Origin of the sequence: Pseudomonas sp. NPDC087336, from assembly GCF_044744285.1 — a bacterium.
In the GTDB taxonomy this organism is placed as follows: Bacteria; Pseudomonadota; Gammaproteobacteria; order Pseudomonadales; family Pseudomonadaceae; genus Aquipseudomonas.
In genome coordinates this window covers 25915-50735 of the sequence record NZ_JBIUYA010000031.1, presented here as the reverse complement: position 1 = coordinate 50735, position 24821 = coordinate 25915, and the positions used below count along the sequence as shown (strand labels likewise).

General features: G+C 61.2%; 23 protein-coding genes. 10 read left to right on the top strand and 13 right to left on the bottom strand.

The genetic code is table 11. From position 1 onward, the window contains the following. Positions 1 to 4 precede the first annotated feature (4 nt). Positions 5 to 874 (bottom strand): ABC transporter permease, encoded by an 870-nt coding sequence (locus ACIO0C_RS25340; RefSeq protein ID WP_401316153.1) that lies wholly within the window; start codon positions 872 to 874, stop codon positions 5 to 7. Beyond that, positions 871 to 1896 (bottom strand): ABC transporter ATP-binding protein, encoded by a 1026-nt coding sequence (locus ACIO0C_RS25335; RefSeq protein ID WP_401316150.1) that lies wholly within the window; start codon positions 1894 to 1896, stop codon positions 871 to 873. The genes ACIO0C_RS25340 and ACIO0C_RS25335 overlap by 4 nt, the downstream gene beginning before the upstream one ends. Positions 1897 to 2142: 246 nt before the next feature. Between ACIO0C_RS25335 and ACIO0C_RS25330 the strand changes: the two genes are divergently transcribed. Beyond that, a complete protein-coding gene (locus ACIO0C_RS25330) occupies positions 2143 to 2979 on the top strand; it encodes an IclR family transcriptional regulator (protein ID WP_401316147.1) in 837 nt (278 codons plus the stop codon). Between the two features lie 35 nt (positions 2980 to 3014). On the opposite strand, the gene ACIO0C_RS25325 is transcribed toward ACIO0C_RS25330, so the two are convergent. Together ACIO0C_RS25325 and ACIO0C_RS25320 are read right to left on the bottom strand one after the other, a co-directional pair. Next, complete coding sequence (locus tag ACIO0C_RS25325) at positions 3015 to 3767, bottom strand: anti-sigma factor family protein (protein ID WP_401316146.1); 753 nt, start codon at positions 3765 to 3767, stop codon at positions 3015 to 3017. Further along, positions 3764 to 4270, bottom strand: coding sequence for a sigma-70 family RNA polymerase sigma factor (locus tag ACIO0C_RS25320; protein ID WP_401316144.1), 507 nt, complete (start codon positions 4268 to 4270; stop codon positions 3764 to 3766). The genes ACIO0C_RS25325 and ACIO0C_RS25320 overlap by 4 nt, the downstream gene beginning before the upstream one ends. A gap of 158 nt (positions 4271 to 4428) precedes the next feature. On the opposite strand from ACIO0C_RS25320, the gene ACIO0C_RS25315 reads away from it, so the two are divergent. Then, positions 4429 to 5505, top strand: coding sequence for a catalase family peroxidase (locus ACIO0C_RS25315; protein ID WP_401316142.1), 1077 nt, complete (start codon positions 4429 to 4431; stop codon positions 5503 to 5505). Then, complete coding sequence (locus ACIO0C_RS25310) at positions 5502 to 6047, top strand: cytochrome b (protein WP_401316139.1); 546 nt, start codon at positions 5502 to 5504, stop codon at positions 6045 to 6047. The genes ACIO0C_RS25315 and ACIO0C_RS25310 overlap by 4 nt, the downstream gene beginning before the upstream one ends. Positions 6048 to 6208: 161 nt before the next feature. Here ACIO0C_RS25310 and ACIO0C_RS25305 read toward each other — a convergent pair whose 3' ends face one another. Next, entirely contained in the window at positions 6209 to 7357 is a 1149-nt protein-coding gene (locus tag ACIO0C_RS25305) for a M14-type cytosolic carboxypeptidase (RefSeq protein ID WP_401316196.1), read from the bottom strand. Positions 7358 to 7709: 352 nt separating this feature from the next. Here ACIO0C_RS25305 and ACIO0C_RS25300 point away from each other — a divergent pair, with 352 nt between their 5' ends. From ACIO0C_RS25300 to ACIO0C_RS25280, 5 genes are read left to right on the top strand one after another with little or no spacing between them, the layout of a single operon-like run. Beyond that, the gene (locus tag ACIO0C_RS25300) at positions 7710 to 8378 is read left to right on the top strand and encodes a GntR family transcriptional regulator (protein ID WP_401316137.1); all 669 of its coding nucleotides are present in this window, start codon (positions 7710 to 7712) and stop codon (positions 8376 to 8378) included. 42 nt (positions 8379 to 8420) lie between these two features. Beyond that, positions 8421 to 9227, top strand: a complete 807-nt coding sequence (locus ACIO0C_RS25295; RefSeq protein WP_008057220.1) for an ABC transporter substrate-binding protein — start codon at positions 8421 to 8423, stop codon at positions 9225 to 9227. A gap of 11 nt (positions 9228 to 9238) precedes the next feature. Beyond that, positions 9239 to 10006 (top strand): amino acid ABC transporter permease, encoded by a 768-nt coding sequence (locus tag ACIO0C_RS25290; protein ID WP_008057212.1) that lies wholly within the window; start codon positions 9239 to 9241, stop codon positions 10004 to 10006. Between the two features lies 1 nt (position 10007). After that, a complete protein-coding gene (locus ACIO0C_RS25285) occupies positions 10008 to 10787 on the top strand; it encodes an amino acid ABC transporter ATP-binding protein (protein ID WP_401316133.1) in 780 nt (259 codons plus the stop codon). 31 nt (positions 10788 to 10818) lie between these two features. Further along, positions 10819 to 12429, top strand: a complete 1611-nt coding sequence (locus tag ACIO0C_RS25280) for a gamma-glutamyltransferase family protein (RefSeq protein WP_401316130.1) — start codon at positions 10819 to 10821, stop codon at positions 12427 to 12429. A gap of 409 nt (positions 12430 to 12838) precedes the next feature. On the opposite strand, the gene ACIO0C_RS25275 is transcribed toward ACIO0C_RS25280, so the two are convergent. Continuing rightward, the gene (locus ACIO0C_RS25275) at positions 12839 to 13180 is read right to left on the bottom strand and encodes a DUF6124 family protein (RefSeq protein ID WP_401316194.1); all 342 of its coding nucleotides are present in this window, start codon (positions 13178 to 13180) and stop codon (positions 12839 to 12841) included. Positions 13181 to 13309: 129 nt separating this feature from the next. Here ACIO0C_RS25275 and ACIO0C_RS25270 point away from each other — a divergent pair, with 129 nt between their 5' ends. Then, positions 13310 to 13948, top strand: coding sequence for a LexA family protein (locus tag ACIO0C_RS25270; protein ID WP_401316127.1), 639 nt, complete (start codon positions 13310 to 13312; stop codon positions 13946 to 13948). A 39-nt stretch (positions 13949 to 13987) separates the two neighbouring features. On the opposite strand, the gene ACIO0C_RS25265 is transcribed toward ACIO0C_RS25270, so the two are convergent. From ACIO0C_RS25265 to ACIO0C_RS25250, 4 genes are all read right to left on the bottom strand, one after another. Beyond that, entirely contained in the window at positions 13988 to 15943 is a 1956-nt protein-coding gene (locus ACIO0C_RS25265) for an acetyl/propionyl/methylcrotonyl-CoA carboxylase subunit alpha (RefSeq protein WP_401316125.1), read from the bottom strand. Continuing rightward, positions 15943 to 16758 (bottom strand): gamma-carboxygeranoyl-CoA hydratase, encoded by an 816-nt coding sequence (locus ACIO0C_RS25260; RefSeq protein WP_401316122.1) that lies wholly within the window; start codon positions 16756 to 16758, stop codon positions 15943 to 15945. Before ACIO0C_RS25260 ends, ACIO0C_RS25265 begins: the two co-directional genes overlap by 1 nt. Before the next feature lie 120 nt (positions 16759 to 16878). Next, positions 16879 to 18486, bottom strand: coding sequence for a carboxyl transferase domain-containing protein (locus ACIO0C_RS25255; RefSeq protein ID WP_401316120.1), 1608 nt, complete (start codon positions 18484 to 18486; stop codon positions 16879 to 16881). A gap of 12 nt (positions 18487 to 18498) precedes the next feature. Further along, positions 18499 to 19662 (bottom strand): isovaleryl-CoA dehydrogenase, encoded by a 1164-nt coding sequence (locus tag ACIO0C_RS25250; RefSeq protein WP_060543519.1) that lies wholly within the window; start codon positions 19660 to 19662, stop codon positions 18499 to 18501. A gap of 192 nt (positions 19663 to 19854) precedes the next feature. On the opposite strand from ACIO0C_RS25250, the gene ACIO0C_RS25245 reads away from it, so the two are divergent. Then, positions 19855 to 21549 carry an AMP-binding protein gene (locus ACIO0C_RS25245; RefSeq protein ID WP_401316116.1) on the top strand — a complete coding sequence of 565 codons (1695 nt, stop codon included), beginning with the start codon at positions 19855 to 19857 and terminating at the stop codon, positions 21547 to 21549. A gap of 680 nt (positions 21550 to 22229) precedes the next feature. Here ACIO0C_RS25245 and ACIO0C_RS25240 read toward each other — a convergent pair. The 3 genes from ACIO0C_RS25240 to ACIO0C_RS25230 form a co-directional block, all read right to left on the bottom strand. Beyond that, on the bottom strand, positions 22230 to 23129 hold the full coding sequence (locus ACIO0C_RS25240) for a hydroxymethylglutaryl-CoA lyase (RefSeq protein ID WP_401316114.1): 900 nt from the start codon (positions 23127 to 23129) through the stop codon (positions 22230 to 22232). Positions 23130 to 23181: 52 nt separating this feature from the next. Continuing rightward, a complete protein-coding gene (locus ACIO0C_RS25235; RefSeq protein ID WP_401316111.1) occupies positions 23182 to 23586 on the bottom strand; it encodes a MerR family DNA-binding transcriptional regulator in 405 nt (134 codons plus the stop codon). A gap of 160 nt (positions 23587 to 23746) precedes the next feature. Continuing rightward, a complete protein-coding gene (locus ACIO0C_RS25230) occupies positions 23747 to 24676 on the bottom strand; it encodes a LysR family transcriptional regulator (RefSeq protein ID WP_401316109.1) in 930 nt (309 codons plus the stop codon). Positions 24677 to 24821: the final 145 nt, after the last annotated feature.

Here is a 24821-nt window from a genome sequence, read left to right as displayed (position 1 = left end):
CGAATTATCCCAGTGATTTCTTGTAGCGGCCTTCGATCATGCGGTTCCACGACAGCATGATCAGCAGGTTGATGAGCAGCAGGGCCACGGCGATGGCCGCGCCCATGGGCCAGTTGAGCTCCGACAGGTACTGGTCGTAGATCAGCGTGGCGACCATCTTCAGGCGGCGCCCCCCCAGCAGGCCGGGAATCGCGAAGGAGCTGGCGGCAAGGCCGAACACGATCAGGGTGCCGGACAACACGCCGGGCATGACTTGCGGCAGCACTATTTTTCGAATTACCGTGAATTGGCTGGCGCCCAGGGAGCGCGCGGCCTGTTCGGCAGCGGGGTCGAGCTTTTGCAGCGAGGTCCAGACCGGAATGATCATGAACGGCAGCATCACGTGGACCAGCGCAATCACCACCGCGAACGGCGTGTAGAGCAGCTTCACCGGCGAGCCTCCGAAGGCTTGCAGGGTCTGGTTGACCAGGCCGTCGGCACCGAGCAACAGGCTCCAGCCGAAAGCGCGCACCACCACTGATATCAGCAGCGGGGTGAGGATCAGGATCAGGAAAATCGAGCGCCACGGGGTGCCCATGCGGCTGAGGATGTACGCTTCGGGCACGCCGATCAGCACGCAGAGCAGGGTGGTCAGGGCGCTGATCCACAACGTGCGCAGGAAGATTTCATAGAAGTAGGGATCGCCCAGCAGGCTGCCGTAGTGCTCGACCGTGAAAGCGTCGCCGTCGATCCCCGAGCTGTAGTCGAAGACGTTGAATGACAGGATCAGCGTCAGCGCCAGGGGAATGAGCAGTAGACCGAGGTACAAGGCCAGGGCGGGTGCGGACAGCAGATACCCCTGGCGGCCCTGGCGGATGGCAGCGAGCGTACTCATGCCGTCACCTCGTCGACACTCAACACTCGCAACAGTGCCGCGTCCCAGTCCAGGCCAACCGCTGTGCCTTCGTTCAAGGGTGCTGCGCCGTCGTTACGGCGGACTACGCAGAGTTCACCGAGGCTGGTCGAGACGCTGTACAACCATTGGCTGCCAAGAAAGAAACGACTGGCAATCCTGCCCTGCAGGCGGCCGTGGCCGGCATCGCGCAGGTCGATCTTTTCCGGACGCAGGCTCAGGGTCAGCTCGCCTTTGCCCTGGCTGCATACCTGAACCACGCCGGCCATGTCGCGTTCACCGGGCAGCAGGTTGGCCTTGCCGACGAATCCGGAAATGAACTCGGTGCGCGGGTGTTCGTAGAGGGTGTAAGGGGCATCGATCTGGGTGATGCGCCCGGCCTGCATCACCACCACGCGGTCACTGATCGACAGCGCTTCTGACTGGTCGTGGGTGACCATCAGCGTGGTGATCCCGACTTCACGCTGGATGCGGCGGATCTCGAACTGCATCTCTTCACGCAGGTTGGCGTCGAGGTTGGACAGCGGCTCATCGAGCAGCAACACCGGCGGCTGGATCACCAGCGCCCGGGCCAGGGCAACACGTTGGCGCTGGCCGCCGGACAGCTCCCGCGGATAGCGCTCGGCGTGCTGGTTGAGGCGCACCAGCTTGAGCACCCTATCCACGCGTTGTGCAATCTCGGCGCTTGGTACCTTGCGCATGCGCAGGCCGAAGGCGACGTTGTCCTTGACGGTCATGTGCGGGAACAGCGCGTAACTCTGGAACACCACGCCCAGGCCCCGACTGGCGGGTTTGGCGTGGGTGATGTCGCGACCGTCGAGCACGATGCGCCCACTGGTGACTTCGACGAAGCCGGCGATCATTTGCAGGGTAGTGGTCTTGCCGCACCCGGAAGGGCCGAGCAGGGAAACGAATTCGCCTTTCTCCACCGACAGGTCGGTGGCGACCACGGCGTCAATATCACCGTAGCGTTTGCCGAGTTTTTCAAGTTGTACGAAAGCCATGACTGCGCCTCCACCGGGGATTGTTATGCGTCGCCCAAAGGCGCGCTTTTTTGTATGGGCAGATACGAAAGGTTGTTGCGGGGGGGCGTTGGCGCTCGACTTAAGTCGGCTGCCGTGATTGTTCGAATCGCCCCTGTCTGGACGCAGATTAGGACGAAGACTAGGATGGGCTCAATGGTGTATTTCACTCAGGCGATGACTATTTTCAGTTTTATTCGATCAGTAAATTAATTGTCGAGAATTAACATGTCAGATTCCATTGAGCGGAACGAAAATAAAAATGAGGTCGGTGTCGGCGCCGTCTCAAGACTGTTTGCGGTGCTGCGTGCGTTGGGCGATACCGTCGAGGGCGGTGAGCGGGTGACACAACTGGCCCAGCACATAGGCCTGTCGCAACCGACCACCCACCGGTTGTTGCGTAGCCTGATGGACGAGGGCATGGTCGAGCAGGATGCGCGCAGCAAGCGCTATCGCCTGAGCCTGGACTTTTTCGCCCTGGCGGCCCGCGCAGGTAACAGCGGCAACCTGCGCGAACTGGTGCGTCCGGCGCTGTTGCGGCTGTCGGCATCGTTGGGCGACTCGTTGTTCCTGCTGGCGCGCAGTGGCTTCGATGCGATCTGCCTGGACCGCAGCGAGGGGCCGTTTCCGATCCGCACCTTCACCGGTGATATCGGCGGGCGCGTGGCATTGGGGGTGGGCCAGGGCAGCCTGGCGATCCTGGCGTTCCTGCCGCAAGAGGAGCGCGATACGGTGATCCATTACAACTTGCCACGGCTCAAGGATTTCCACCTGTATGACGAGGTGTTCCTGCGTTCAGAAGTCGAGAACGTGCGCAAGCTCGGCTACGCCGGGCGCAACACCGGCGTTTTACAGGGCATGGCCGGGGTGGCGGTGCCGATCCTCGATCGCGAAGGGCGCGCGGTGGCGGCGTTGAGCGTGGCGACCGTGAGTGATCGGCTTGGCCCGGATCGCTTACCGACAGTGGTGGAGATGCTCAAGCGCGAAGCCGCGCTGATCGGGCCGCGGATCAATCCGTTTGATCCGTTGTTGCGGCGGCCTTCACAGGTGTTTGGGCAGGGGTAAAGCCTTCCCCGATCCCACAGGGGCTGGTGGTGTGATCAGAATTGGGTGGTTTGCCTGAGCATCTGCGCCGCCGGTGTATTCGCCGGGCTGACCATCGCGTAGTTGTACCCGCCCCCCGACCAATACTCGGCCTGCAAACCTCCATCACTGCGGCTACCCCGGGGCAGCAGATAGTTTTTCGGTCCCGGCGGGCGCACGTAAAAACTGATTTTCTGCCCGCGCGGGTCCTCGTAGACCACCATCGCCGCCGGTCCTTGCTCGGTGCTGAGCAAGCGCCCGCTGGCCGGTTTGAAGCCTGCGCCGGATAAATCAGGCAGGCGATTGGCCTGGGTGAAATAACGGTCGAGCCAGCCCTGCATGTCACCGTCGTCGCCAGCCTTGTAGTCGGCCGGCAATAGTCCCTGCTCGGCAATCAGACGATAAGCCTGCATGGCATCGGCCATCGGTTGCGCTGTGCTGAGGAGGGTCATTTCCCGGGCCTGCCAGCCACTGACCCCACCGATGCTGACGGCGATCAGCAATACCGCGGCGCTGGCCAGGTGGCGTCGAGACTGGCTTTTCAAGCGTCGGCGGATCTGCACAGGATCGAGGTCCGGATTGGCCGGCTGCTGCAAGGCACCACTCAGGGCCGCACGCAGTTGTTGGGCGTCCAGCTGCCAGGCGCGGACTTGTGCGCAAATTTGTGGATTACTGGCCAGGAAAGTCTCCACCAGACGCCGGTCTTGCTCGCTGAGCTGATGGTCGACGTAAGCGTGCAGGTCGCGTTCGCTGGGGGGCATGCTGATCATTTAAGTCTCCGCAGGGCAGGGCGGTTGATTTCGCCATCGCTGAGTTGGCGCAGGACCTGGCGGGCCCGGGACAGGCGGGACATCACGGTGCCGGTAGGCACGTCGAGAATCTCGGCGACCTCTTTGTAACTCAGGCCCTCAACCGACACCCACAGCAGCAGCGCGCGCTGTTCGGTGGGCAGTCGATCAAAGGCGTTGAGGGTCGATTGGGCGATCACGGTACGCTCCACCGAAGGCTGCGCATCGTCGCGCCCGGTAAAGAATTCGAGCATTCGCGCGTAGCGTCGGGTACGGCGGTGAGCATCGAGAAACTGTCGATATAGGATCGAGAACAACCAGGCGCGCAAGTCGCCCTCGACGCGCTTGTCGCCCCAACTCGACAGCGCACGCTCCAGGCACGACTGCACCAGGTCGTCGGCGCTGCTCGAATTGCGCGTCAGCGATATGGCGAAGCGGCGCAATCTGGGAATGATTTCTCTAAGTTGTTCGTCGATATCGTTCATGAATTTCTGGTTACTCACTACGCTTTGAACCAGGAAGACGCACGGCATTGAAGGTTATTCCACGCCCGAAAAAATAAATACCGGGCGATGGAATAAACCGCCGTGGGGTTCGTCTGCCTGATTCTTCTCACTTGTGGCCGATGGCCCTGGAGTCTTTCATGGTAGATCGATCATCACCGCCACCCTTGAGTGCCGCGAGCCTGACATTGCGACTGGCCGGCATTGCCGTGGTCGTGGCCGCAGTGGCCGGGGCCTTTGCCTACGTCAACGGCACCCTTGACCCGCAGCGCCTGACCCCGAAAAAGCTGGTCAATGTGCTGGAAACCAACAACGGTGTGCATCCAGGGTTTCGTCGCAACCACGCCAAAGGCGTGTGCGTGATTGGCCATTTCGAGAGCAGTGGCGAGGCTCGCAGTTATTCCACCGCACAGGTATTCAACGAGGCGCGCACGCCGGTGGTTGGCCGCTTCGCCTTGCCGGCGGGTAATCCCTACGCGCCCGATAGCGCCGTGCCGATCCGCAGCCTGGCGTTGCGCTTCACCCAGGCCAACGGCCAGCAATGGCGCACCGGGATGAACAGTATGCCGGTGTTCCCGGTGGGCACGCCCGATGCGTTCTACCAATTGCAGCAGGCCCAATCGCCGATTCCCGCTACCGGCAAACCGGACCCCGCCGCGGTGTCGGCGTTCTTCGGTTCGCACCCGGAAGCCGCACCGTTTTTGGCCTGGATCAAGACGGCCAAACCTTCGGCCAGTTACGTGACGCAAACCTACAACAGCGTCAACGCGTTCTATCTGGTCAACGCCTCCGGACAGCGCCAAGCGGTGCGCTGGAGCATGGCGCCGCTGGTTCAGGACGCACCTGGCGCCACGGCACCGCAGGGCAGTGATTTCCTTGAGAAAGACCTGGTTCAGCGCATTGCCGCGGGCCCGCTGCGCTTTCAATTGAACATCACCCTGGCCAACCCCGGTGATCCGGTCAACGACGCCAGCAAGGCCTGGCCTGACGGGCGCAAGGTGTTGAACGCAGGCACCCTGGTTCTTGAAAGCACCCAGCCGCAACTCAGCGGCGAATGCCGCGACATCAACTACGACCCGCTGGTGCTCCCTGCCGGCATCGAAGGTTCCGACGACCCGCTGCTCGCCGCTCGTTCAGCCGGTTACGCCAATTCCTACCTGCGTCGCACCAGCGAAGTCAGCCAGTTGCCCGCCGCCAAACAGGAGGCCCAGCAATGAGCAACCAACCCACCCACTTCGCTCCCCTGGCGCGCCTGCTGCACTGGCTGATGGCGCTGATGATCATCGCCATGCTGTTTATCGGCGCAGGCATGGTCGCCTCGGTGTCCGAGCGTCATGAATGGCTGATTCACCTGCACAAGCCGTTAGGCGTGGCGATTCTGTTGCTGGTGATCGTGCGATTGGTCGTGCGCTTCTCCACGCAGCAGCCACCGCTGCCCGCCGACCTGCCGGGTTGGCAAGCGCTGGCGGCCAAGGCGTCCCATGTGCTGCTGTACGCCTTGATGCTGGTTTTGCCGTTATTGGGCTGGGCAATGATTTCAGCGTCGGGCGAACCGGTGATGCTCAGCAGCTCGTTGCAGTTGCCGTCGATTGTGCCGGCGGACGCGCAGATGTTTGCGTTCCTGCGCAAGGCACATGGGTATCTGGCGTATCTGCTGTTTCTGACGGTGCTGCTGCATCTGGCCGCGGCGTTGTTTCACGGTTGGGTGCGCCGCGATGAGGTGCTGGACAGCATGTTGCGAGGCAAAGATCGCGGTTGATCGCAGGCGGCATTGACACCTGAAACCTGTAGGAGCGAGCTTGCTCGCGAAAAAACAGAGGGCAACGCGGGGCATCAGGCTTCCCGCGTCATCGTTGACCTCCATCGTCGGAACGCCGCCCGGAGCCGGCTCGCTCCTACAGGTATCGTGGTGTTGGGGGATCAGCGTAGCGAGTCGACCATATCCGCAACGGTGGTCAACACATCCTTGCCCAACTGCTTCGACCGTTTCCCCGACCAGCCGGTCAACGGGTTCGGATGGTCGTCGTGGTCCTTGAAGGGCATTTCCAGGGTCAGCGACAGGCAATCGTATTTCTGGCCCACGCTGTTGCACGCCAGGGTCATGTTCGCCTGGCCCGGTTCGTCGCGGGTGTAACCGTGCTTGGTCTGGAAGTCCTTGGTGGTGTGTTTCAGATGGCTGCGGAAGTGTTCTTCGAGTTCGGCGATCCGTGGCGTATAACCCGGGTTGCCTTCGCAACCGGCGGTGAACACGTGGGGGATTTCCTCGTCACCATGAATGTCGAGGAACAGGTCGACGCCGTATTTTTCCATCTGCTGCTGGACGAAAAAGACTTCCGGGCTGAGCTCCTGGCTGGCGCTTTGCCAGGCGCGGTTCAGGTCCTGGCCCATGGCGTTGGTGCGCAGGTGACCGTGGAAGGCACCGTCCGGGTTCATGTTCGGCACCAGGTACAGGTCGGCGCTGGCCAGCAATTTGTTCAACACCGGGTCGTCGTGTTTTTCCAGGCGCTCGATCACACCTTCCATGAACCACTCAGCCATGTGTTCGCCGGGATGTTGCTGGGCGATGATCCACACCTTGCGTTGGCCTTCGGCGCCGGTACCTTTGCGCAGCAGCTGGATGTCACGACCTTCGACGCTCTTGCCGGTGGCCAGCAGTTCGGTGCCGGCCTTGGTCAGTGCCTGCTCGATCAGCCAGTCGTGGCGGCCGCGGCTGTAGGGTTCGAAGTAGGCAAACCAGGCGTGGGTCTGTTCAGCTTCGAGGCTGAAACGCAGGCAGTCGCCCTCGAAAATGGTCGGCACACGAAACCAATTGACGTGGTCGTAGGACGCCACCGCCTGGTAACCGGTCCAGGCCTTGTTGTACGAGGACTGGCTGGCATTGTTCAGGCGAAACCAGTGGTCCTGGCCGACATGCAGGCCGCTGGCCTTGAAGTGGAACCATTGGAAATGGTTGCTTTTAGTGTCGGGGCGGATGGCCAGCAGGGGTTTGAGCGGGTCGCTGACATCGATGACCTGGATGTTGCCGCTGTCGAAGTTGGCACTGATGTCGAGAGTTTTAGCCACGGTCAGGGTTCCTGATTGAGATTCTTATGGCGGCTACTTTACACGCAAGCGTAGAAGGCTTGCAGCGCAGATAAAACGTTTCACCGACGATCCCTGCAATTGGCTTCCCGGTTCACACATTCACTTGCAGTGCATCCCGATTGACCGTGTTACCACCCGCACCACTTTGTGGCGGTTTGGTTACACCCTGGTTCATTTCCACTCGTTCCCGCCCGTAGCCCTTGGGCGCTCCCGGCCTTCATTATTTCAGATATATCAATCCAATCAGGCACCTGCAAACCGTAGGTGAAATCTGGCACGCAACGTGCTTTTTTGGCTTTATGGATAATTGGATACAAAAATACAAAAGGTGCATTAGATGAAATTCGCCCCTGCCTATACAGAGCGCCAGCCTGTCACCGCCGAAGAAGAGGCTTACAACTTTCTGCTGGAGGCCATCTGCAAAGGGCGCTACCGCACCGGGGAGCGGCTGATTGCCGAGGACATCGCCGGGGAAATCGGCATGAGCCGCATGCCGGTGCGCGAAGCCTTCCGGCGTCTGGATGCCGACGGCCTGGTGACGTTGCGGCCCAATCGCGGCGCCATCGTGCGTGGCCTGAACATCGAGGAGATGCGTGAAGTGTTCGAGATGCGCAGCGCCCTTGAAGGCCTCGCCATCCGCGTGGCCGTGAGCAAACTCACCGAGCGCCATTTCAGCCATCTCGAGCGCCTGCTCGATGAGATGGATGACTACCGCGAGGACGGCGCCGAGTGGGTCAGCCGCCATCGCGCCTTCCATGAATACCTGTGCAGCCTGAGTGAACGCCCGCGCCTGATGCGGCAGATTTCGGCGCTGTATTCGGTGATCGAACCGCACATGCGCCTGTGGCTGCAACACGCCGACAAACCCCGCAGCGCCCGGGACGAGCACGCTTCGATCATTGAAGCATTGCGCTGCGGCGACCCGGACAAAGCCGCTGCCGTGGTGTGCGAGCACATCGAGGGCACCATCCCGCGACTGATTCAGTTTCTCGAAGCCCACCCCTAGAAGAACAACCCCCTTCGTTGCAGCCAACTGGAGTCATGCACCATGCACAAGCCTTGCGCGTTAGTTGCCGTGTTCACCTTGAGTCTGTGTTCGCAATGGGCGCTCGCCGCCCCCGAGTTACCCGAGCGATTGAGCAAGAGCGAGAAGATCGTCTATTGCTCCGGCATGGATTCACCGCCGTTGGTGTCCTTTGACGTGAAGCAGAAACCGGTGGGGCTGCAGGTCGACATGGGGGAGGCGATTGCCCAGCGCCTGGGTGACAAGAAAGTCGAGTGGCGCATCTCGCCTTTCGCCGGGCTGATCCCGGCGCTGCTGGCGCAGCAGTGCGACATGATCGTCGATCAGTTGTTCGACAAGCCCGAACGCCGCGAGGTGATCGACATCGTCAACTTCATGTATTCCAGCCAATCCATCGTCGTGCCCAAGGGCAACCCGAAAGCGGTGAATACCCTGGAGGATCTGTCTGGGCTCAAGGTTGCGGTCAGCAACGGTTCGACGATACGGGTGCTGCTGGGCAAGGAAAACGAAAAGCTCGAAGCGGCCGGCAAGGCGCCGATGAAACTGGTGGTGTACAACGTCGACGCCGATGCGTTCCAGGCCTTACGCATCAATCAGGTGGACGCTTTCGGCACCACGGTCGAGTCTGCCGGCCATTATCAGCAACTCGCGCCTGACCTGTTCCAGTCGGCGGTGCCGGCGTTCAACCGCATCCTCACCGGCTTCGGCGTGCGCAAAAGCGACCCGCAGCTGACCGTGGCACTGACCGAGGTGTTGCAAGGCATGCGCGCCGACGGCAGTTACGCCGCGCTCCTCAGTAAATGGCATGTCGACAGCGACAAACTGGACTGAGGACAAAGCGGATGAATTTCAATTGGGATGTGTTCTGGCAGTACCTGTTGCAGCCTAGCGATGTCTACCTGACGGGGCTATGGCTGACCTGCCTGATCAGCGTGTCGGCGATGTTGCTCGGTTGCGTCCTGGGGCTGATCGCGGCGTTGATGAAGCTGTCGAGCAACCCGCTGTTGCAGTATCCGGTGCGCTTTTATGTCTGGCTGATGCGCGGCACGCCGTTGCTGGTGCAGATCGTGTTCTTGTACACGGCATTGGCGGCGGGGGGCATTTTCCGCTTTGAGGACCTGGATCTCGGCTGGATCGTCGTGCCCGGCAACATTCAGGCCGCGATCATCGCGTTGGGACTGAATGAAGGCGCGTACATGGCCGAGATCATCCGCGCCGGTATCGGTGCGGTGGACAAGGGCCAATACGAAGCCGGGCGCTCCCTGGGCATGACCTTCGCCAAGTTAATGCGGCGCATCGTCCTGCCCCAGGCGTTCCGGGTGATCGTGCCGCCGCTGGGCAACGAGTTCAACGTGATGTTGAAAAACACCACGCTGGTCAGCGTCATCGGGGTGCAGGAGTTGTTGCTCAGCACGCAAATGGTGACCTCGGCGACGTTCCGCGTGTTCGAGTTGTACCTGGTCGTGGCCATCTACTTCCTCGCATTGACCACGCTGTGGGGTTTCTTCCAGCGCTGGTTGGAAAAACGCTTCGGTCAGTCCGATCGTCCGGCACCGGCCGCCAGCCGGATGTTCGGGCGCAACACCATGAAACTGCTGAGGGGGCGTTGAAATGGCACACATGACTGAAGAGCTGGTCATCGAGGCGCTGGATATCCACAAGTCTTTCGGTGACCTGGAAATTCTCAAGGGCATTTCACTGCAAGTGAAGCGCGGTGAAGTGGTGGTGCTGATCGGCGCTTCCGGTTCCGGCAAAACCACCTTTATCCGCTGCATCAACCTGCTGGAAGACATCCAGTCCGGGCAGATCCGTGTCGGCGGTCGGCCCATGGGCTACCGCACCCGGGCCGATGGCAGCCTGGCCCGCGACTCGGAGCGCAACATCGCACGCCAGCGCCGGGACATCGGGATGGTGTTCCAGCGCTTCAACCTGTTCCCGCACATGACGGCCCTGGAAAACATCATCGAGGCGCCGATCCAGGTGCTGGGCGTGTCGCGCGCGGCGGCGGTGGAACAGGCGAGGGCGCTGCTCAAGCGCGTCGGGTTAGCGGAGAAAGCCGATCACTATCCGTCGATGTTGTCCGGAGGCCAGCAGCAGCGGGTTGCCATTGCCCGGGCGCTGGCGATGAAACCCCAGGCGATGCTGTTCGACGAGCCCACCAGTGCCCTGGATCCGGAGACGGTCGGCGAAGTGCTGCAAGTGATGAAGGAACTGGCCGAGGAGGGCATGACCATGGTCGTGGTCACCCATGAAATGGGTTTTGCCCGCGAGGTGGCCGACCGGGTGGTGGTGCTCGATCAAGGTGAACTGATCGAGCAGGGACCGCCCGAACAGATCTTCAGCCAGCCCAGGCATGCCCGTACCCGAGCGTTTCTCAGCCGCGTGCTTTGAGTGCATCCAACCCATTTGTGTGAGTCCTGCCATGTTCAAGTTTTCTGCCCATGAGTATCCCTACGCCTCACAACGTCAAAGTGTCTTCGCCAAACGCGGCATGGTCGCCGCCTCACAGCCATTGGCCGCCGAAGCCGGGATTGAAATGATGCGCCGCGGTGGCAATGCCATCGATGCAGCGATTGCCACGGCTGCGGCCCTGACAGTGGTCGAGCCCACCGGCTGCGGGATTGGCGGCGACGCCTTTGCGTTGGTCTGGACCCAAGGCAAACTGCACGGCCTGAACGCCAACGGTGCAGCCCCGCAAGCCCTGAGCATCGAGGCGGTAAAGGCGGCCGGTCATGAAAAAATGCCCTTGCATGGCTGGACACCTGTGACCGTACCGGGTTGTCCATCCGCCTGGGCAGAGTTGTCCACGCGTTTTGGTCGTCTGCCCTTTGCCGATTTGTTGCAGCCCGCGATCAACCTGGCGCGCGATGGTTTTCCGGTGTCGCCTGTGGTTGCGTTGCAGTGGCAAACCGCGCTGGAGGATTTCACCCCTGATCGCAGCGACGTGCTCGACAGCTGGTTCGAAACCTTTCTGATTGAAGGCCGCGCACCGCGCGCAGGCGAACTGTTTCGCAATCCGGCCCAGGCACACACCTTGAGCGAACTGGCGGCCACCGGTTGCGAAAGCTTTTATCGCGGCGCGCTGGCGCAACGCCTGGACGCCCATTCGCGCGCCACGGGCGGCTACTTGCGTGCCAGTGATTTGCAAGACTACCGCGCCCAGTGGGTCGAGCCGATCAAGGTCAACTACCGCGGTGTCGACGTTTGGGAGATTCCGCCCAGCGGCCAGGGACTGGTGGCCTTGATGACGCTGAAGATTCTCGAAGGATTCGCTTTCGACCACCGTGACAGCCAACAGACCTGGCACCGTCAGCTCGAAGCGATGAAGCTCGCCTACAGCGATGGGCTGCACTACATCACAGACCCGCAGCACATGCGGGTCGCTGTGGACGACTTGCTCAGCGACGCCTATGCCAGCCAGCGCCGGGCGCAGATCGGCGAGCGCGCAGTGGCACCGCGACCGGGCGACCCCCATGCCAGTGGCACCGTCTACCTGGCCACCGCCGATGCCGACGGCAACATGGTTTCATTCATCCAGAGCAATTATCACGGTTTCGGTTCCGGCGTGGTGTTGCCCGACAGCGCAATCGCCCTGCAAAACCGCGGTGAAGAGTTCAGCCTCGATCCCGCTCACGCGAATTGCCTGGCACCTGGGAAAAAGACATTCCACACCATCATTCCCGGGTTTCTCAGCAAGGACGGTGAGGCGCTGGGACCTTTCGGCGTGATGGGTGGTTACATGCAGCCCCAGGGGCATGTGCAGATGGTGATGAACCTGGTGGATTTCGGGCTCAACCCACAAGCGGCCCTGGATGCGCCGCGCTGGCAGTGGTTGGGCGAAATGAAGGTGGGCATCGAGCAGGACGCCTCGCGAGACCTGGCGGCGGCACTGGCCCGTCGCGGGCACGAAGTCGAGGTGGTGTGCGATCGCACGAGTTACGGGCGCGGCCAAATCATCCTGCGCGACCCTGCCACCGGTGTGTTGTGTGGCGGGACCGAGCCGCGGGCGGACTCGCATATAGCCGTGTATTGATAACCTGAGGGGGGCGTCCTCCTTGACGCCGTCGCAGCTTAGAGATTATGCGATTGATTCTCAAGTGCTATTTGCCATGGGTTTGCCCCAATGGCTTAAGGCTTCTCTTGCCAACTGACATTGTTTTGATATGATCCGCGCCATCAAATTTGCGACACATCAAGACTTCATTAGCCTGAAGCCATAAGCCAGAAAACTGGCAAAAAAAAAGACCCGGCAAAAAGCCGGGTCAAAAACCGTGATTAGCCTGATGAGGAGATAGTCCAGGAGACCGACCTAAGGTCACCTGGTCCATCGACTGATCTCGCGACCAGATGATGCAATAATAATCATTCTCGTTTGCAGGTCAAGCGATTTTGTCTGCGCGTCGGGAAAACTCTTTCCTGTCCTTCTGTTCCGCACCTTACTCCTACCCATTCTTGCCGCCCTCCAGGGAGCGGTTCACCATGGCCTTTGCCATGTCGATCATATGCACGGTCGAGAGCGCCAGGTCCCGATGCGCACCGTGCAGGTGGTTGGCTGACTCGTAGGCGGTGGCGGCCGCACAACGCAGCAGCCCCGAAGCATGCACCAGGGCTTCCTCGATGCCGATGTTACGGTTTACGTCAAAGAGATGCGCTTGTACCGCTTCCTCTGCAACAGCTGGTTTCAAGTAGTAATCCAGCGCTCGCTGTGCGGCGGCAGAACCCTGGGGTGAGTTGAGGGACGTATCGATTTGTATGTCGGGCAAGTCGTTGCTGGTTGGATTCATGGTCAAGGCGTGCTCCGTGATAAATTCAGATCCGTGAATCCATCATAATACGTTACGTATTTATGACAATTCTATTAATACTACATTTTGTGTTTTGTTGGGCGAGGCTCGCCACGTATCGTGCCGCACATGGATAAATGGATAGCCTTGGTCAAGGCCAAGATGAGTGAGCTCAAGATCACTCAGGAAATACTCGCCGACCGCCTCGGGATGTCCCAGGGTGGTATCGGGCATTGGCTGACAAAACGCCGTCAGCCCGGCATCGACGACATGAATCGTGTGCTGCAGGCCCTGGGCCTGGACTTCCTCGAAGTGGCGCTGGTGATTCGCGAGCCGGCGCAGGAACAGGACGACGAGGTTTGCCTGACGCAAAAGTACAACCCGTACTTTCGCTACCCGGTCAGTGATTGGCGCGATACCGCGCAGGTGCGCGATGGAGAGCGGGCGTCGTACCGTTTCGAACTGTCGGACTACCACGCCCGAGGCGCGGCGTTCTGGCTGACGGTGGTTGGCGATGCGATGACCGCACCCAGCGGCCCCAGCGTAGCCGAGGGCATGTTGATCCTGGTGGACCCGGATGTGGAAGCGGTGCCAGGCAAGCTGGTGATCGCGCAATGGCCCGATAGCAGCGAGGCGATTTTTCGCAAGTTGAGCGAAGAGGGCGGGCAACGTTACCTGGTCCCGCTCAATCCGACCTATCCGAAAAGCCTGTTCACCGACGAGTGTCGAATCATCGGCGTGGTGGTCCAGGCGACCGTCAAGTTCTAGCCAGGCCGGCCCGCGCCATGCGCGGGACCGGCCTGCCTGTCAGGCTTCTTCCAGTTCGACCAGTGCACTGCCTTCGCCGACCATCTCGCCTTCCTGGCAATACAGCGCCTTGATCACGCCGGCGTGGGGTGCGCGGATGCTGTGCTCCATCTTCATGGCCTCCAGCACCACCAGTTGTGCCCCGGCCTCGACCGTTTGCCCGGCCTCCACCAGCACCCGCACGATGCTGCCGTTCATGGGGGCGGTGAGCCCGCCGTGATGGGCGTGGCTGGCTTCAACGGCGGTGATCGGGTCGTAGGTCTCGATGCGGCGCAGTTCGCCTTCCCATTGCAGGTAGACAAAGTCGCCACGGCGGATCGCCCGGTGTTGGCGACGCACACCCTCGTGCCCGGTCAGCAGGTACTCGCCTGTGAGTCGTGCGCTGTGGGGCTGGAGGCTGCCCAGCGTCAACGCACGGTCCTGGCCCTCGCAACTCAGGTGCAGGGTGATTTGCGCGGGCAAGCCGGCGCGCAGGCCGTTGCCGATGGCCCATGGCGAGCTCGGGTCATCGCTACGCGACAGCGTGTGCAGGCTCTGGGCGAAGGCCTGGGCGGCAGCTTGCCAGAACTCGTCGCTGAGCGCCGCAGGCTGGGGCAACAGCTGATCCTGGTAACGCGGGATGAACCCGGTATCCAGTTCGGCCTGGGCAAACGCCGGGTGGCCGATGATGCGCCGCAGGAAATTGATGTTGGTCTTGAGCCCGCCAATGGCGAATTCATCGAGCATGGCCAGCAGGCGCAAGCGCGCCTGTTCACGGTCCTCGCCCCAGGCAATCAGCTTGCCGAGCATCGGGTCGTAGAACGGAGAAATCTCATCGCCTTCTTCGACGCCGCTGTCCACCCGGCGACCCGCACCCGGCGCGGATTCCCGATACAGCTCCAGGCGACCGGTCGCCGGCAGGAAGTCGTTGCCTGGGTCTTCGGCATAGAGCCGCACTTCAATCGCATGGCCGTTGAGCGGCACCTGGTCCTGGGTCATGGGCAAGGCTTCGCCGCGGGCCACGCGGATCTGCCAGGCCACCAGGTCGAGGCCGGTGATGGCTTCGGTCACTGGGTGTTCGACCTGCAGGCGCGTGTTCATCTCCATGAAGAAGAACTCGCCGCGTGCATCCAGCAAAAACTCCACGGTCCCGGCACCGACGTAACCGATGGCCTGCGCCGAACGCACGGCCGCTTCGCCCATGGCGCGGCGCAGTTGCGGGCTCAGGCCGGGCGCCGGCGCTTCTTCGACGACTTTCTGGTGCCGACGCTGAATCGAGCAGTCGCGTTCGTTGAGGTACAGGCAGTTGCCGTGTTGATCGGCGAATACCTGGATTTCCACGTGACGGGGTTTGAGCAGGTACTTCTCCACCAGCATCCGCGAATCGCCGAACGACGATTGCGCCTCACGCTGCGCCGAGGCCAGGGCTTCGGCCAACTGGCTGACGTCCTCGACCACTTTCATGCCCTTGCCGCCGCCACCGGCCGTGGCCTTGAGCAGTACAGGGTAGCCGATGCGTTCGCAGGCATCGCGGAAGGTCTCGAGGTCCTGGGCTTCACCGTGATAGCCCGGTACCAACGGCACGCCGGCGGTTTCCATCAAGGCCTTGGCCGCGGACTTGCTGCCCATGGCGTCGATGGCCGAGGCGGGCGGACCGAGGAAGATCAGGCCGGCGGCTTCGATGGCGCGGGCGAACCCGGCGTTCTCGGACAGGAAGCCGTAGCCGGGATGGATCGCCTGGGCACCGCTGGCCTTGGCGGCAGCGATCAGCTTGTCGATTTGCAGGTAACTGTCGGCGGCCTTGCTGCCGCCGAGGTCGACCCGGATATCCGCTTCACGGCTGTGCCGGGCATCGCGGTCGGTGGCACTGTGTACGGCCACGGTGGTCAGGCCCAGGGCCTTGGCGGTGCGCATCACCCGGCAGGCGATTTCGCCGCGGTTGGCCACCAGCAGGGTAGTGAGGACAGGTGCGCTCATCAACGCGGCTCCTTGGTGGTGGTTGCGGCTTGCCAGCTCGGCGGACGTTTTTGCAGAAAGGCACGCAGGCCTTCCTGGCCTTCGGGACTGACGCGGATGCGGGCGATGGCATTCTCGGTGTAGCGACGCAGGGCCGGGGTGAGCGTGCCGTCGCCGACTTCACGCAGCAATTCCTTGCTGGCGCGCATGGCGGCCGGGCTGTTGAGCAGCAGGTTGTCGATCCACTGTTCGATTTTCTGTTCCAGTTCGGCCGTCGGGTAACTCTCCGACAACAGGCCGAGCTCTCGTGCCCGTTGCCCGCCGAAACGCTCGGCGGTCAAGGCATAGCGTCGCGCGGCGCGCTCGCCCATGGCTTGCACCACGAACGGGCTGATCACGGCCGGTGCCAGGCCGATACGCACTTCCGACAGGCAGAACTGCGCGTCATCGGCGCCGATGGCCATGTCACAGCAACTGATCAGGCCCAGGGCGCCACCAAATGCCGCCCCTTGCACCACGGCCAGGGTTGGGATTTTCAGCTTGGCGAGGTTGTACATCAACTCCGCCAGCTCGCGGGCGTCGTCGAGGTTGGTGGCGTAATCGAGTTCAGCCGATTGCTGCATCCAGGCCAGATCGGCACCTGCGCTGAAGTGCTTGCCGCGGCCGCGCACCAGCAGGAAACGCAGGTTGGCATCACTCGCAACCTTGTCCAGGGCGAGGATCAGTTCGCGGATCATCTGGGCATTGAACGCGTTGTTCTTTTCTTCACGGCTGAGCCACAGCGTGGCAAAGCCACGGGGGTCGGTCAGCAGTTCGAGGGTATTGAAGTCGCTCATATTCATCCGTCTCCACAACTCTGTCCTTGTAGGAGCGAGGCTTGCCCGCGAAGGCGTCGGCACATCCAGCATCGATGTGACTGACAAAACGCTTTCGCAGGCAAGCCCGCTCCTACGGGATCACATCCGGAACACGCCGAAGCGGCTCGGTTCGATTGGCGCGTTCAATGACGCGGACAAGGCCAGTGCCAGGACATCGCGGGTCTGGGCCGGGTCGATGACGCCGTCATCCCACAAGCGCGCGCTGGAATAGTAGGGGTGGCCCTGTTCTTCATACTGGTCGAGGATCGGCTGCTTGATCTCGGCTTCCTGCTCGGCGCTGAAGCCATGACCACCGCGCTCGGCCTGCTCGCGCTTGACCTGCACCAGCACGCCGGCCGCCTGTTCGGCACCCATCACGCCAATGCGCGCGTTCGGCCACATCCACAGGAAGCGTGGATCGTAGGCCCGACCACACATGCCGTAGTTGCCGGCACCGAAACTGCCGCCGATGATCACGGTGAACTTCGGCACCTTGGCGCAGGCCACGGCGGTCACCAGTTTCGCGCCGTGCTTGGCGATGCCACCGGCTTCGTATTTCTGGCCGACCATGAAGCCGGTGATGTTCTGCAGGAACAGCAGCGGGATGCCGCGCTGACAGGCCAGTTCGATGAAGTGCGCACCTTTCTGTGCGGCTTCGGCGAACAGGATGCCGTTGTTGGCCAGGATCGCGATCGGGTAACCGTGCAGGTAGGCAAAACCGCACACCAGCGTGGTCCCGAACAAGGCCTTGAACTCGTCGAACACCGAACCGTCCACCAGCCGCGCGATCACTTCGCGCACGTCGAACGGTTGCTTGGCATCGGCCGGTACAATCCCGTACAGCTCGTCGCTGCCATAGAGCGGGGCGATCGGCGTGCGTTGCTGCACTTCACCGAGCTTGCGCCAGTTGAGATTGGCGACGCTGCGGCGGGCGATGGCCAGGGCATGTTCATCGCTTTCGGCGTAATGATCGGCCACACCGGAAATCTTGCAGTGCACATCGGCGCCGCCCAGGTCTTCGGCGCTGACCACTTCGCCGGTCGCGGCTTTCACCAGTGGCGGCCCGGCGAGGAAGATGGTCGCTTGCTCGCGCACCATGATTGCCTCATCCGCCATGGCCGGCACGTAGGCACCGCCCGCGGTGCAAGAGCCCATGACCACGGCAATCTGCGGGATGCCCTGGGCGCTCATGTTGGCCTGGTTGAAGAAGATCCGCCCGAAGTGTTCACGGTCCGGAAACACTTCATCCTGGCGCGGCAGGTTCGCGCCACCGGAATCCACCAGGTAGATGCACGGCAGGCGATTCTGCTGGGCGATGGTCTGGGCGCGCAGGTGCTTTTTCACCGTCAACGGGTAATAGGAGCCACCTTTTACCGTGGCATCGTTGGCTACGATCATGCATTCGACGCCTTCCACGCGACCGATCCCGGCAATCACGCCAGCGGCGGGAACGTCTTCGCCGTACACCTCGTAGGCCGCCAGCTGGCTGATCTCCAGAAATGGCGAACCTGGGTCAAGCAGACGATTGATGCGCTCGCGGGGCAGCAGTTTGCCCCGGGAGGTGTGGCGTTCTTGCGCTTTCGGGCCGCCACCTTGTGCCACCTGGGCAAGCAGGGTGTGCAGGGCGTCGACCTGTTTGAGCATCGCCGCGCTGTTGGTCGCGAACTCCGCCGAACGGGGGTTGAGCTGGGTATGCAGGATAGCCATGAGCAACTCCGATTAGCGGGTTTCGTTGAACAGTTCGCGACCGATCAGCATGCGACGGATCTCACTGGTGCCCGCACCGATTTCGTACAGCTTGGCGTCACGCAGCAGGCGACCGGCCGGGAATTCGTTGATGTAGCCGTTGCCACCGAGAATCTGGATCGCGTCGAGGGCCATTTGCGTGGCCCGCTCGGCGCTGTAGAGGATCACGCCGGCGGCGTCCTTGCGCGTGGTCTCGCCGCGCTCGCAGGCCTGGGCGACGGCATACAGATAGGCGCGGCTGGCATTGAGCTGGGTGTACATGTCGGCAACCTTGCCCTGGATCAGCTGGAACTCGCCGATGCTCTGGCCGAACTGCTTGCGGTCGTGGATGTACGGCACGATCAGGTCCATGCAGGCCTGCATGATCCCGGTCGGGCCGCCGGAGAGAACGACGCGCTCATAGTCGAGGCCGCTCATCAGCACCTTCACGCCGCCGTTGAGCACGCCGAGGATGTTCTCTTGCGGCACTTCGACGTCATCGAAGAACAGCTCGCAGGTGTTGGAACCGCGCATGCCCAGCTTGTCGAATTTGTTGCTGCGGCTGAAGCCTTTCCAGTCGCGCTCGACGATGAAGGCGGTGATGCCGTGCGGGCCTTTTTCCAGGTCGGTCTTGGCGTAGATCACGTAGGTGTTGGCGTCCGGACCGTTGGTGATCCAGGTCTTGCTGCCGTTGAGCACGTAGTGATCGCCGCGTTTATCGGCGCGCAACTTCATCGAGACCACGTCGGAACCGGCGTTCGGCTCACTCATGGCCAGGGCGCCGATGTGCTCGCCGCTGATCAGCTTCGGCAGGTACTTGGATTTCTGTTCGTGGTTGCCATTGCGGTTGATCTGGTTGACGCAGAGGTTGGAGTGCGCGCCATAGGACAGGGCCACAGAGGCCGAGCCACGGCTGATTTCTTCCATCGCGACCACGTGCGCCAGGTAACCCAGGCCGGCACCGCCGTACTCTTCCGGCACGGTAATGCCCAGCAGGCCCATGTCGCCGAATTTGCGCCACAGGTCAGCGGGGAACAGGTTGTCGATGTCGATCTGAGCGGCGCGCGGGGCGATCTCCTTGGCGACGAAGGACTGAACCTGATCGCGCAGCATGTCGATGGTTTCACCGAGGGCAAAGTTCAGGGATGGGTAGCTCATGGGTCACCTTTTGGCTTTTTTGTAGGGTGGGGAGGGCAGTGATTCGGCTCTCACCTTTACGTTAACGTAAACCTGTGACGAAAGGCTGTCAATCGCCCTTTACGTTAACGTCAACTTGAGCGAGAGTAGAGGCAGTTCAAGATAGAACGCGCAAGCGTCGGTAGCCCATCAATAAAGACAATAGGGGTCGTCATGGATCAACCCAGTGCAAGCCCGCAACGCAGTTACACCCGTGGTTCCCAGGACAAAGCCTTGCTGGCGATGACCATCGGCCAGGCGTTCGACAATACGGTCGCGCAGCACCCGACCGGGGAGGCGCTGGTGGTCCGCCATCAACGGCTGCGCTACACCTGGCAGCAACTGGCGGATGCGGTAGACCTGCATGCCCGGGCGCTGCTGGCGCTGGGCCTGCAGGCCGGCGACCGCCTTGGCATCTGGGCGCCTAACTGCGCTCAATGGTGCATTACGCAGGTCGCGACCGCGAAGATCGGCGTGATCCTGGTCAACATCAACCCGGCCTACCGCAGTTCCGAACTCGAATACGTGTTGAAACAGTCCGGCTGCCAGTGGTTGGTCAGCGCGGGGGCTTTCAAGACTTCCGACTATCACGCCATGCTGCAGGGCCTGGTGCCGGAACTGGCAGAGCAATCCGTCGGCAAATTACACAGCGAGCGCCTGCCGGAACTGCGCGGGGTGATCAGCCTCGACGCGCAGCCGCCGAAGGGTTTTCTGCCCTGGTCGCAACTGACCGAGTTGGCAGGCAGCGTATCGGTCGAGCAATTGCAGGAACGCCAAGACAGCCTGCACTTCGATCAGGCGGTGAATATCCAGTACACCTCCGGCACGACCGGCTTCCCCAAGGGCGCGACCCTCAGCCACTACAACATTCTCAATAATGGCTACATGGTCGGCGAAAGCCTGGGCCTGACCGCCGCTGACCGCCTGGTTATCCCGGTGCCGTTGTACCACTGCTTCGGCATGGTCATGGGCAACCTCGGTTGCATCACCCACGGCAGCACCATGATTTACCCCAACGACGCGTTCGATCCGCTGCTGACCCTCAGCACCGTCGCCGAAGAAAAAGCCACCGCGCTCTACGGTGTGCCGACCATGTTCATCGCCATGCTCGATCAGCCGCAACGTGCCGAGTTCGACCTGTCTAGCCTGCGCACCGGCATCATGGCTGGGGCGACTTGCCCAATCGAAGTGATGCGCCGGGTCATCAATGAAATGCACATGAGCGAAGTGCAAATTGCCTACGGCATGACCGAAACCAGCCCGGTGTCGTTGCAGACCGGTCCCTCGGACGACCTGGAGTTACGCGTGACCACCGTCGGCCGTAGCCAGCCACAGCTGGAAAGCAAAATCATCGACGAAGCAGGCAACCCGGTGCCCCGTGGCACCATCGGTGAGCTCTGTACTCGTGGTTACAGTGTGATGCTCGGTTACTGGAACAATCCGCAAGGCACCGCCGAAGCCATCGACCAGGCCGGCTGGATGCACACCGGCGACCTGGCCAGCATGAATGACGAGGGGTACGTGTGCATTGCCGGGCGCAACAAGGACATGATCATTCGCGGCGGCGAGAACATTTATCCGCGCGAACTGGAAGAATTTTTCTTCACCCACCCGGCGGTGGCCGATGTGCAGGTGATCGGCATTCCTTGCTCGCGTTATGGTGAGGAGATCGTTGCCTGGATCAAGTTCCACCCGGGCCATAGTGCCACCGAGCAGGAGCTCCAAGTCTGGTGCAAGGAGCGCATTGCGCACTTCAAGACACCGCGTTACTTCAAGTTCGTGGACGAGTTTCCAATGACCGTGACCGGCAAGATCCAGAAATTCAGGATGCGCGAGATCAGTATCGAGGAGCTCAAGGCGAAGCTGTAGGAGCTGGCTTGCCAGCGAAGGCGTCGTCTCGGTCAAGACATGTATTGACTGGCACGCAGCCTTCGCGAGCAAGCTCGCTCCTGCAGGGAGAAGGGGGGCGGTATTCTGAATATTTCATGAATCGCAGACAGCACAAAGGGGAGCCGAAGCTCCCCTTTAATTTTCGTTGCGTGTGCTCTTTTTTTATTATTGAGGGGCGGTCTGTTGTTGTTTTTGGCAACCGTGGCCCTTTACCGCTGTTTTTGTCGATCCCCATCCGGGATCAAGAGCAAACGTATTTTTTTGAGCGCTGATCTACTTTTTCGCTGAGCGATCCAACCAGTTCGGGAGCTACCTGAAGGTAGTTTTATTGTTCTCTGCCCGGTTGCGGGTAACTCCGAAAAGCACCCTGAAAAGCACATCCTCTCCAAAAAAATCTGTTAGCTGCGTCTCTGCCGTGTTGTTTTTGTTATGTCAGAGTCGTTACGTCTTGTTTTTATTGGGTTTGTCGCAATTTTTTTATTCTTGTTATGCGATAGATATAGCAGAAGCCGTGCCAACTTTTAAAAAGCCTTTAAAAACAATAACTTATGTTTTTGTAGGGTTTTCTGCCTCAGGGAAAACCCTACATTTTGTTTCCGTGTTACTCGCATGTGCCCACATTTCCGTGTCTGCGGTAACACCCCGACACACCCGCACACTCAGTGTGCACTGCGGGCCTTCGCTACACGGGAGCCAGTGGGACGTCCCAGCACGCTACAAATTTGCTGGCCGGCCAGGATCAGCGCATCCAGGTCGATTCCGGTTTCGATCCCTAGGCCGTTGAGCAGGTAGACCACGTCCTCGGTGGCGACGTTGCCGCTGGCGCCCTTGGCATAAGGGCAGCCACCGAGACCGGCGATGGAGCTGTCGAACACCGAGATGCCTTCCAGCAGGCTGGCGTAGATGTTGGCCATGGCCTGGCCGTAGGTGTCGTGGAAATGCCCGGCCAGTTTTTCCCGTGGCACTTGGGCCGACACCACCTCGAACATCTTGCGCGTGGCGCCAGCGGTGCCGGTGCCGATGGTGTCGCCCAGCGACACCTCGTAGCAGCCCATGGCATAAAGCTCCCGTGCGACCCGGGCGACTTGCTCGGGGGCGACGTCACCTTCATAGGGACAGCCCAGTACACAGGACACGTAGCCCCGCACGCTGACCCCATGTTGCTGGGCGGCATCCATGATGGGAACGAAGCGCTCAAGGCTTTCGCTGATCGAGCAATTGATGTTGCGCTGGGAAAACGCTTCCGACGCCGCGGCGAACACCGCGACTTCCTTGACGCCGCTGGCCAGGGCATCTTCAAAGCCGCGCAGGTTGGGGGCGAGGGCGCCATAGGTTACGCCGGCTTTGCGCTGGATCTGCGCGAACACCTCGGCAGAGCCCGCCATCTGCGGCACCCACTTGGGCGAAACGAAACTGCCGACTTCTATATAGCCAAGGCCCGCCGCCGTCAGAGCATCGACCAGTTGCACCTTGTCGGCGACGCTGATGGGTTGGGCTTCGTTTTGCAGACCGTCGCGGGGGCCGACTTCGACAATGCGTACATGGGTTGGTAGGGGCATAGGAGATTTACCTGTCTTGAGGAGATCGTTCCCATGCTCTGCGTGGGAACGATCATGGTGTAACCGATTGCTGGTTCTTGAGGGTTTGTTCCAGCGCCTGAACACAACGCTCTTGCGCAGTATCAAGCTCCAGTTTCATCTGCTCGATATCCAGCATCTGCTGTTCCAGCTGCTCCCGGCGCTCGCTGATTTTCGCCAGCATGCTGTGCAGTTGCTTGGTGTTACCGCTGGAGGGATCGTAGAGCTCGATCAGCTCGCGGCACTCGGCCAGGGAGAAACCGATGCGCTTGCCCCGCAGGATCAGCTTCAGGCTGACCTTGTCGCGGGGTGAGTAGATGCGTTCCTGGCCGCGCCGCTCGGGGCTGAGCAGGCCTTGTTCTTCATAAAAGCGAATGGCCCGGGGGGTGATGTCGAGCTCGCGGGCGAGGTCGGAAATGCTGTAGGTCTGGCTGCTCATGAGCGCGCTCGCAAAGGGTCATGGCGCTAAGCTAATGGCAGGTTGACGTATACGTCAAGTGGCAGCAGATTCCAGTGTCGTCACCGGCCTCTTCGCGGGCAAGCCGGATCGCCGCCCGCTCGTTCCTGCACCGCGAAGAATGATGACACGGTGTAACGCCCTACACCTTCTCCAGCTTCTTCTCCTGCGCCGTCACCTGCTGGCACAACTCGATCATCTGCTCGCGCATCCAGCGGTTCGCCGGGTCCTGGTCGGTGCTTTCGTGCCAGTAGAGGTGGGTTTCCACCTGCGGCACATCGTTGACCGGCAGATAAAAGGCGTGCAAATCGTTTCGACGTGCGAAGCGTTCCGGTACGGTCATGACCATATCGGTCTGCTGCAGCACTTGCGAGGCCATCAGGTAATGCTGGGAACGCAGGGCGATCTTACGCTGGATGCCCATTTTGCCCAGGGCCAGGTCGACATAACCCAGGCCGCTGCGCCGGCTGGAAATGTGGATGTGGGTCAGGCCCAGGTAATCATCGAGGGTGAGTTTCTCCTTGCCCGCCAGCGGGTGCCCCTTGCGCATGGCGCACACGTATCGGTCTTCCATCAACTTGACGTGGCGTACCTGCGGGTCGGTGTTGAGTGGTGCGTCCACGGCGAAGTCGAGTCGCCCGGCGGCCAGTTCCTTGGTGGTCTCGCGGCGCTTGGACAGGAAGCTTTCGATGATCACCGTCGGCGCAAGGCGGCGCAGGCGCTGGAACAGCGGCGGCAGGATCACCGCTTCAGTGAGGTCGGTCATGCTGATGCGGTAGGTCTTGACCGCCTGCAATGGATTGAAGATGCGGCTTTCCTGCACCGAAACGCGCAGCAGCGAAAGCGCGTTACGCACCGGGCCGATGATGTTTTGCGCCATGGGCGTTGGCACCATGCCCTGGGCGGTGCGCACGAACAATGGATCGTTGAAGGTCTCGCGCAGGCGGGCGAGCGCGTTGGACACCGCAGGTTGGGTAATCCCGACAATCTGCCCGGCTCGGGTCAGGTTGGCTTCGGTGTAGATCGCGTCGAAGACGATGAAAAGGTTGAGGTCGACCTTGCTCAGATTCATTTACGCGGCTCTCTTATTGTGTGGACGGTAGCCTTGGCTATCAGTCGATCATATATCAGTGATGAATGTTTATACACGCCGAGAATAGGCTAGGTAAATTTTCATGGCTGTTCTAGCATCGATTGCATGACCTAAACAACCTCCC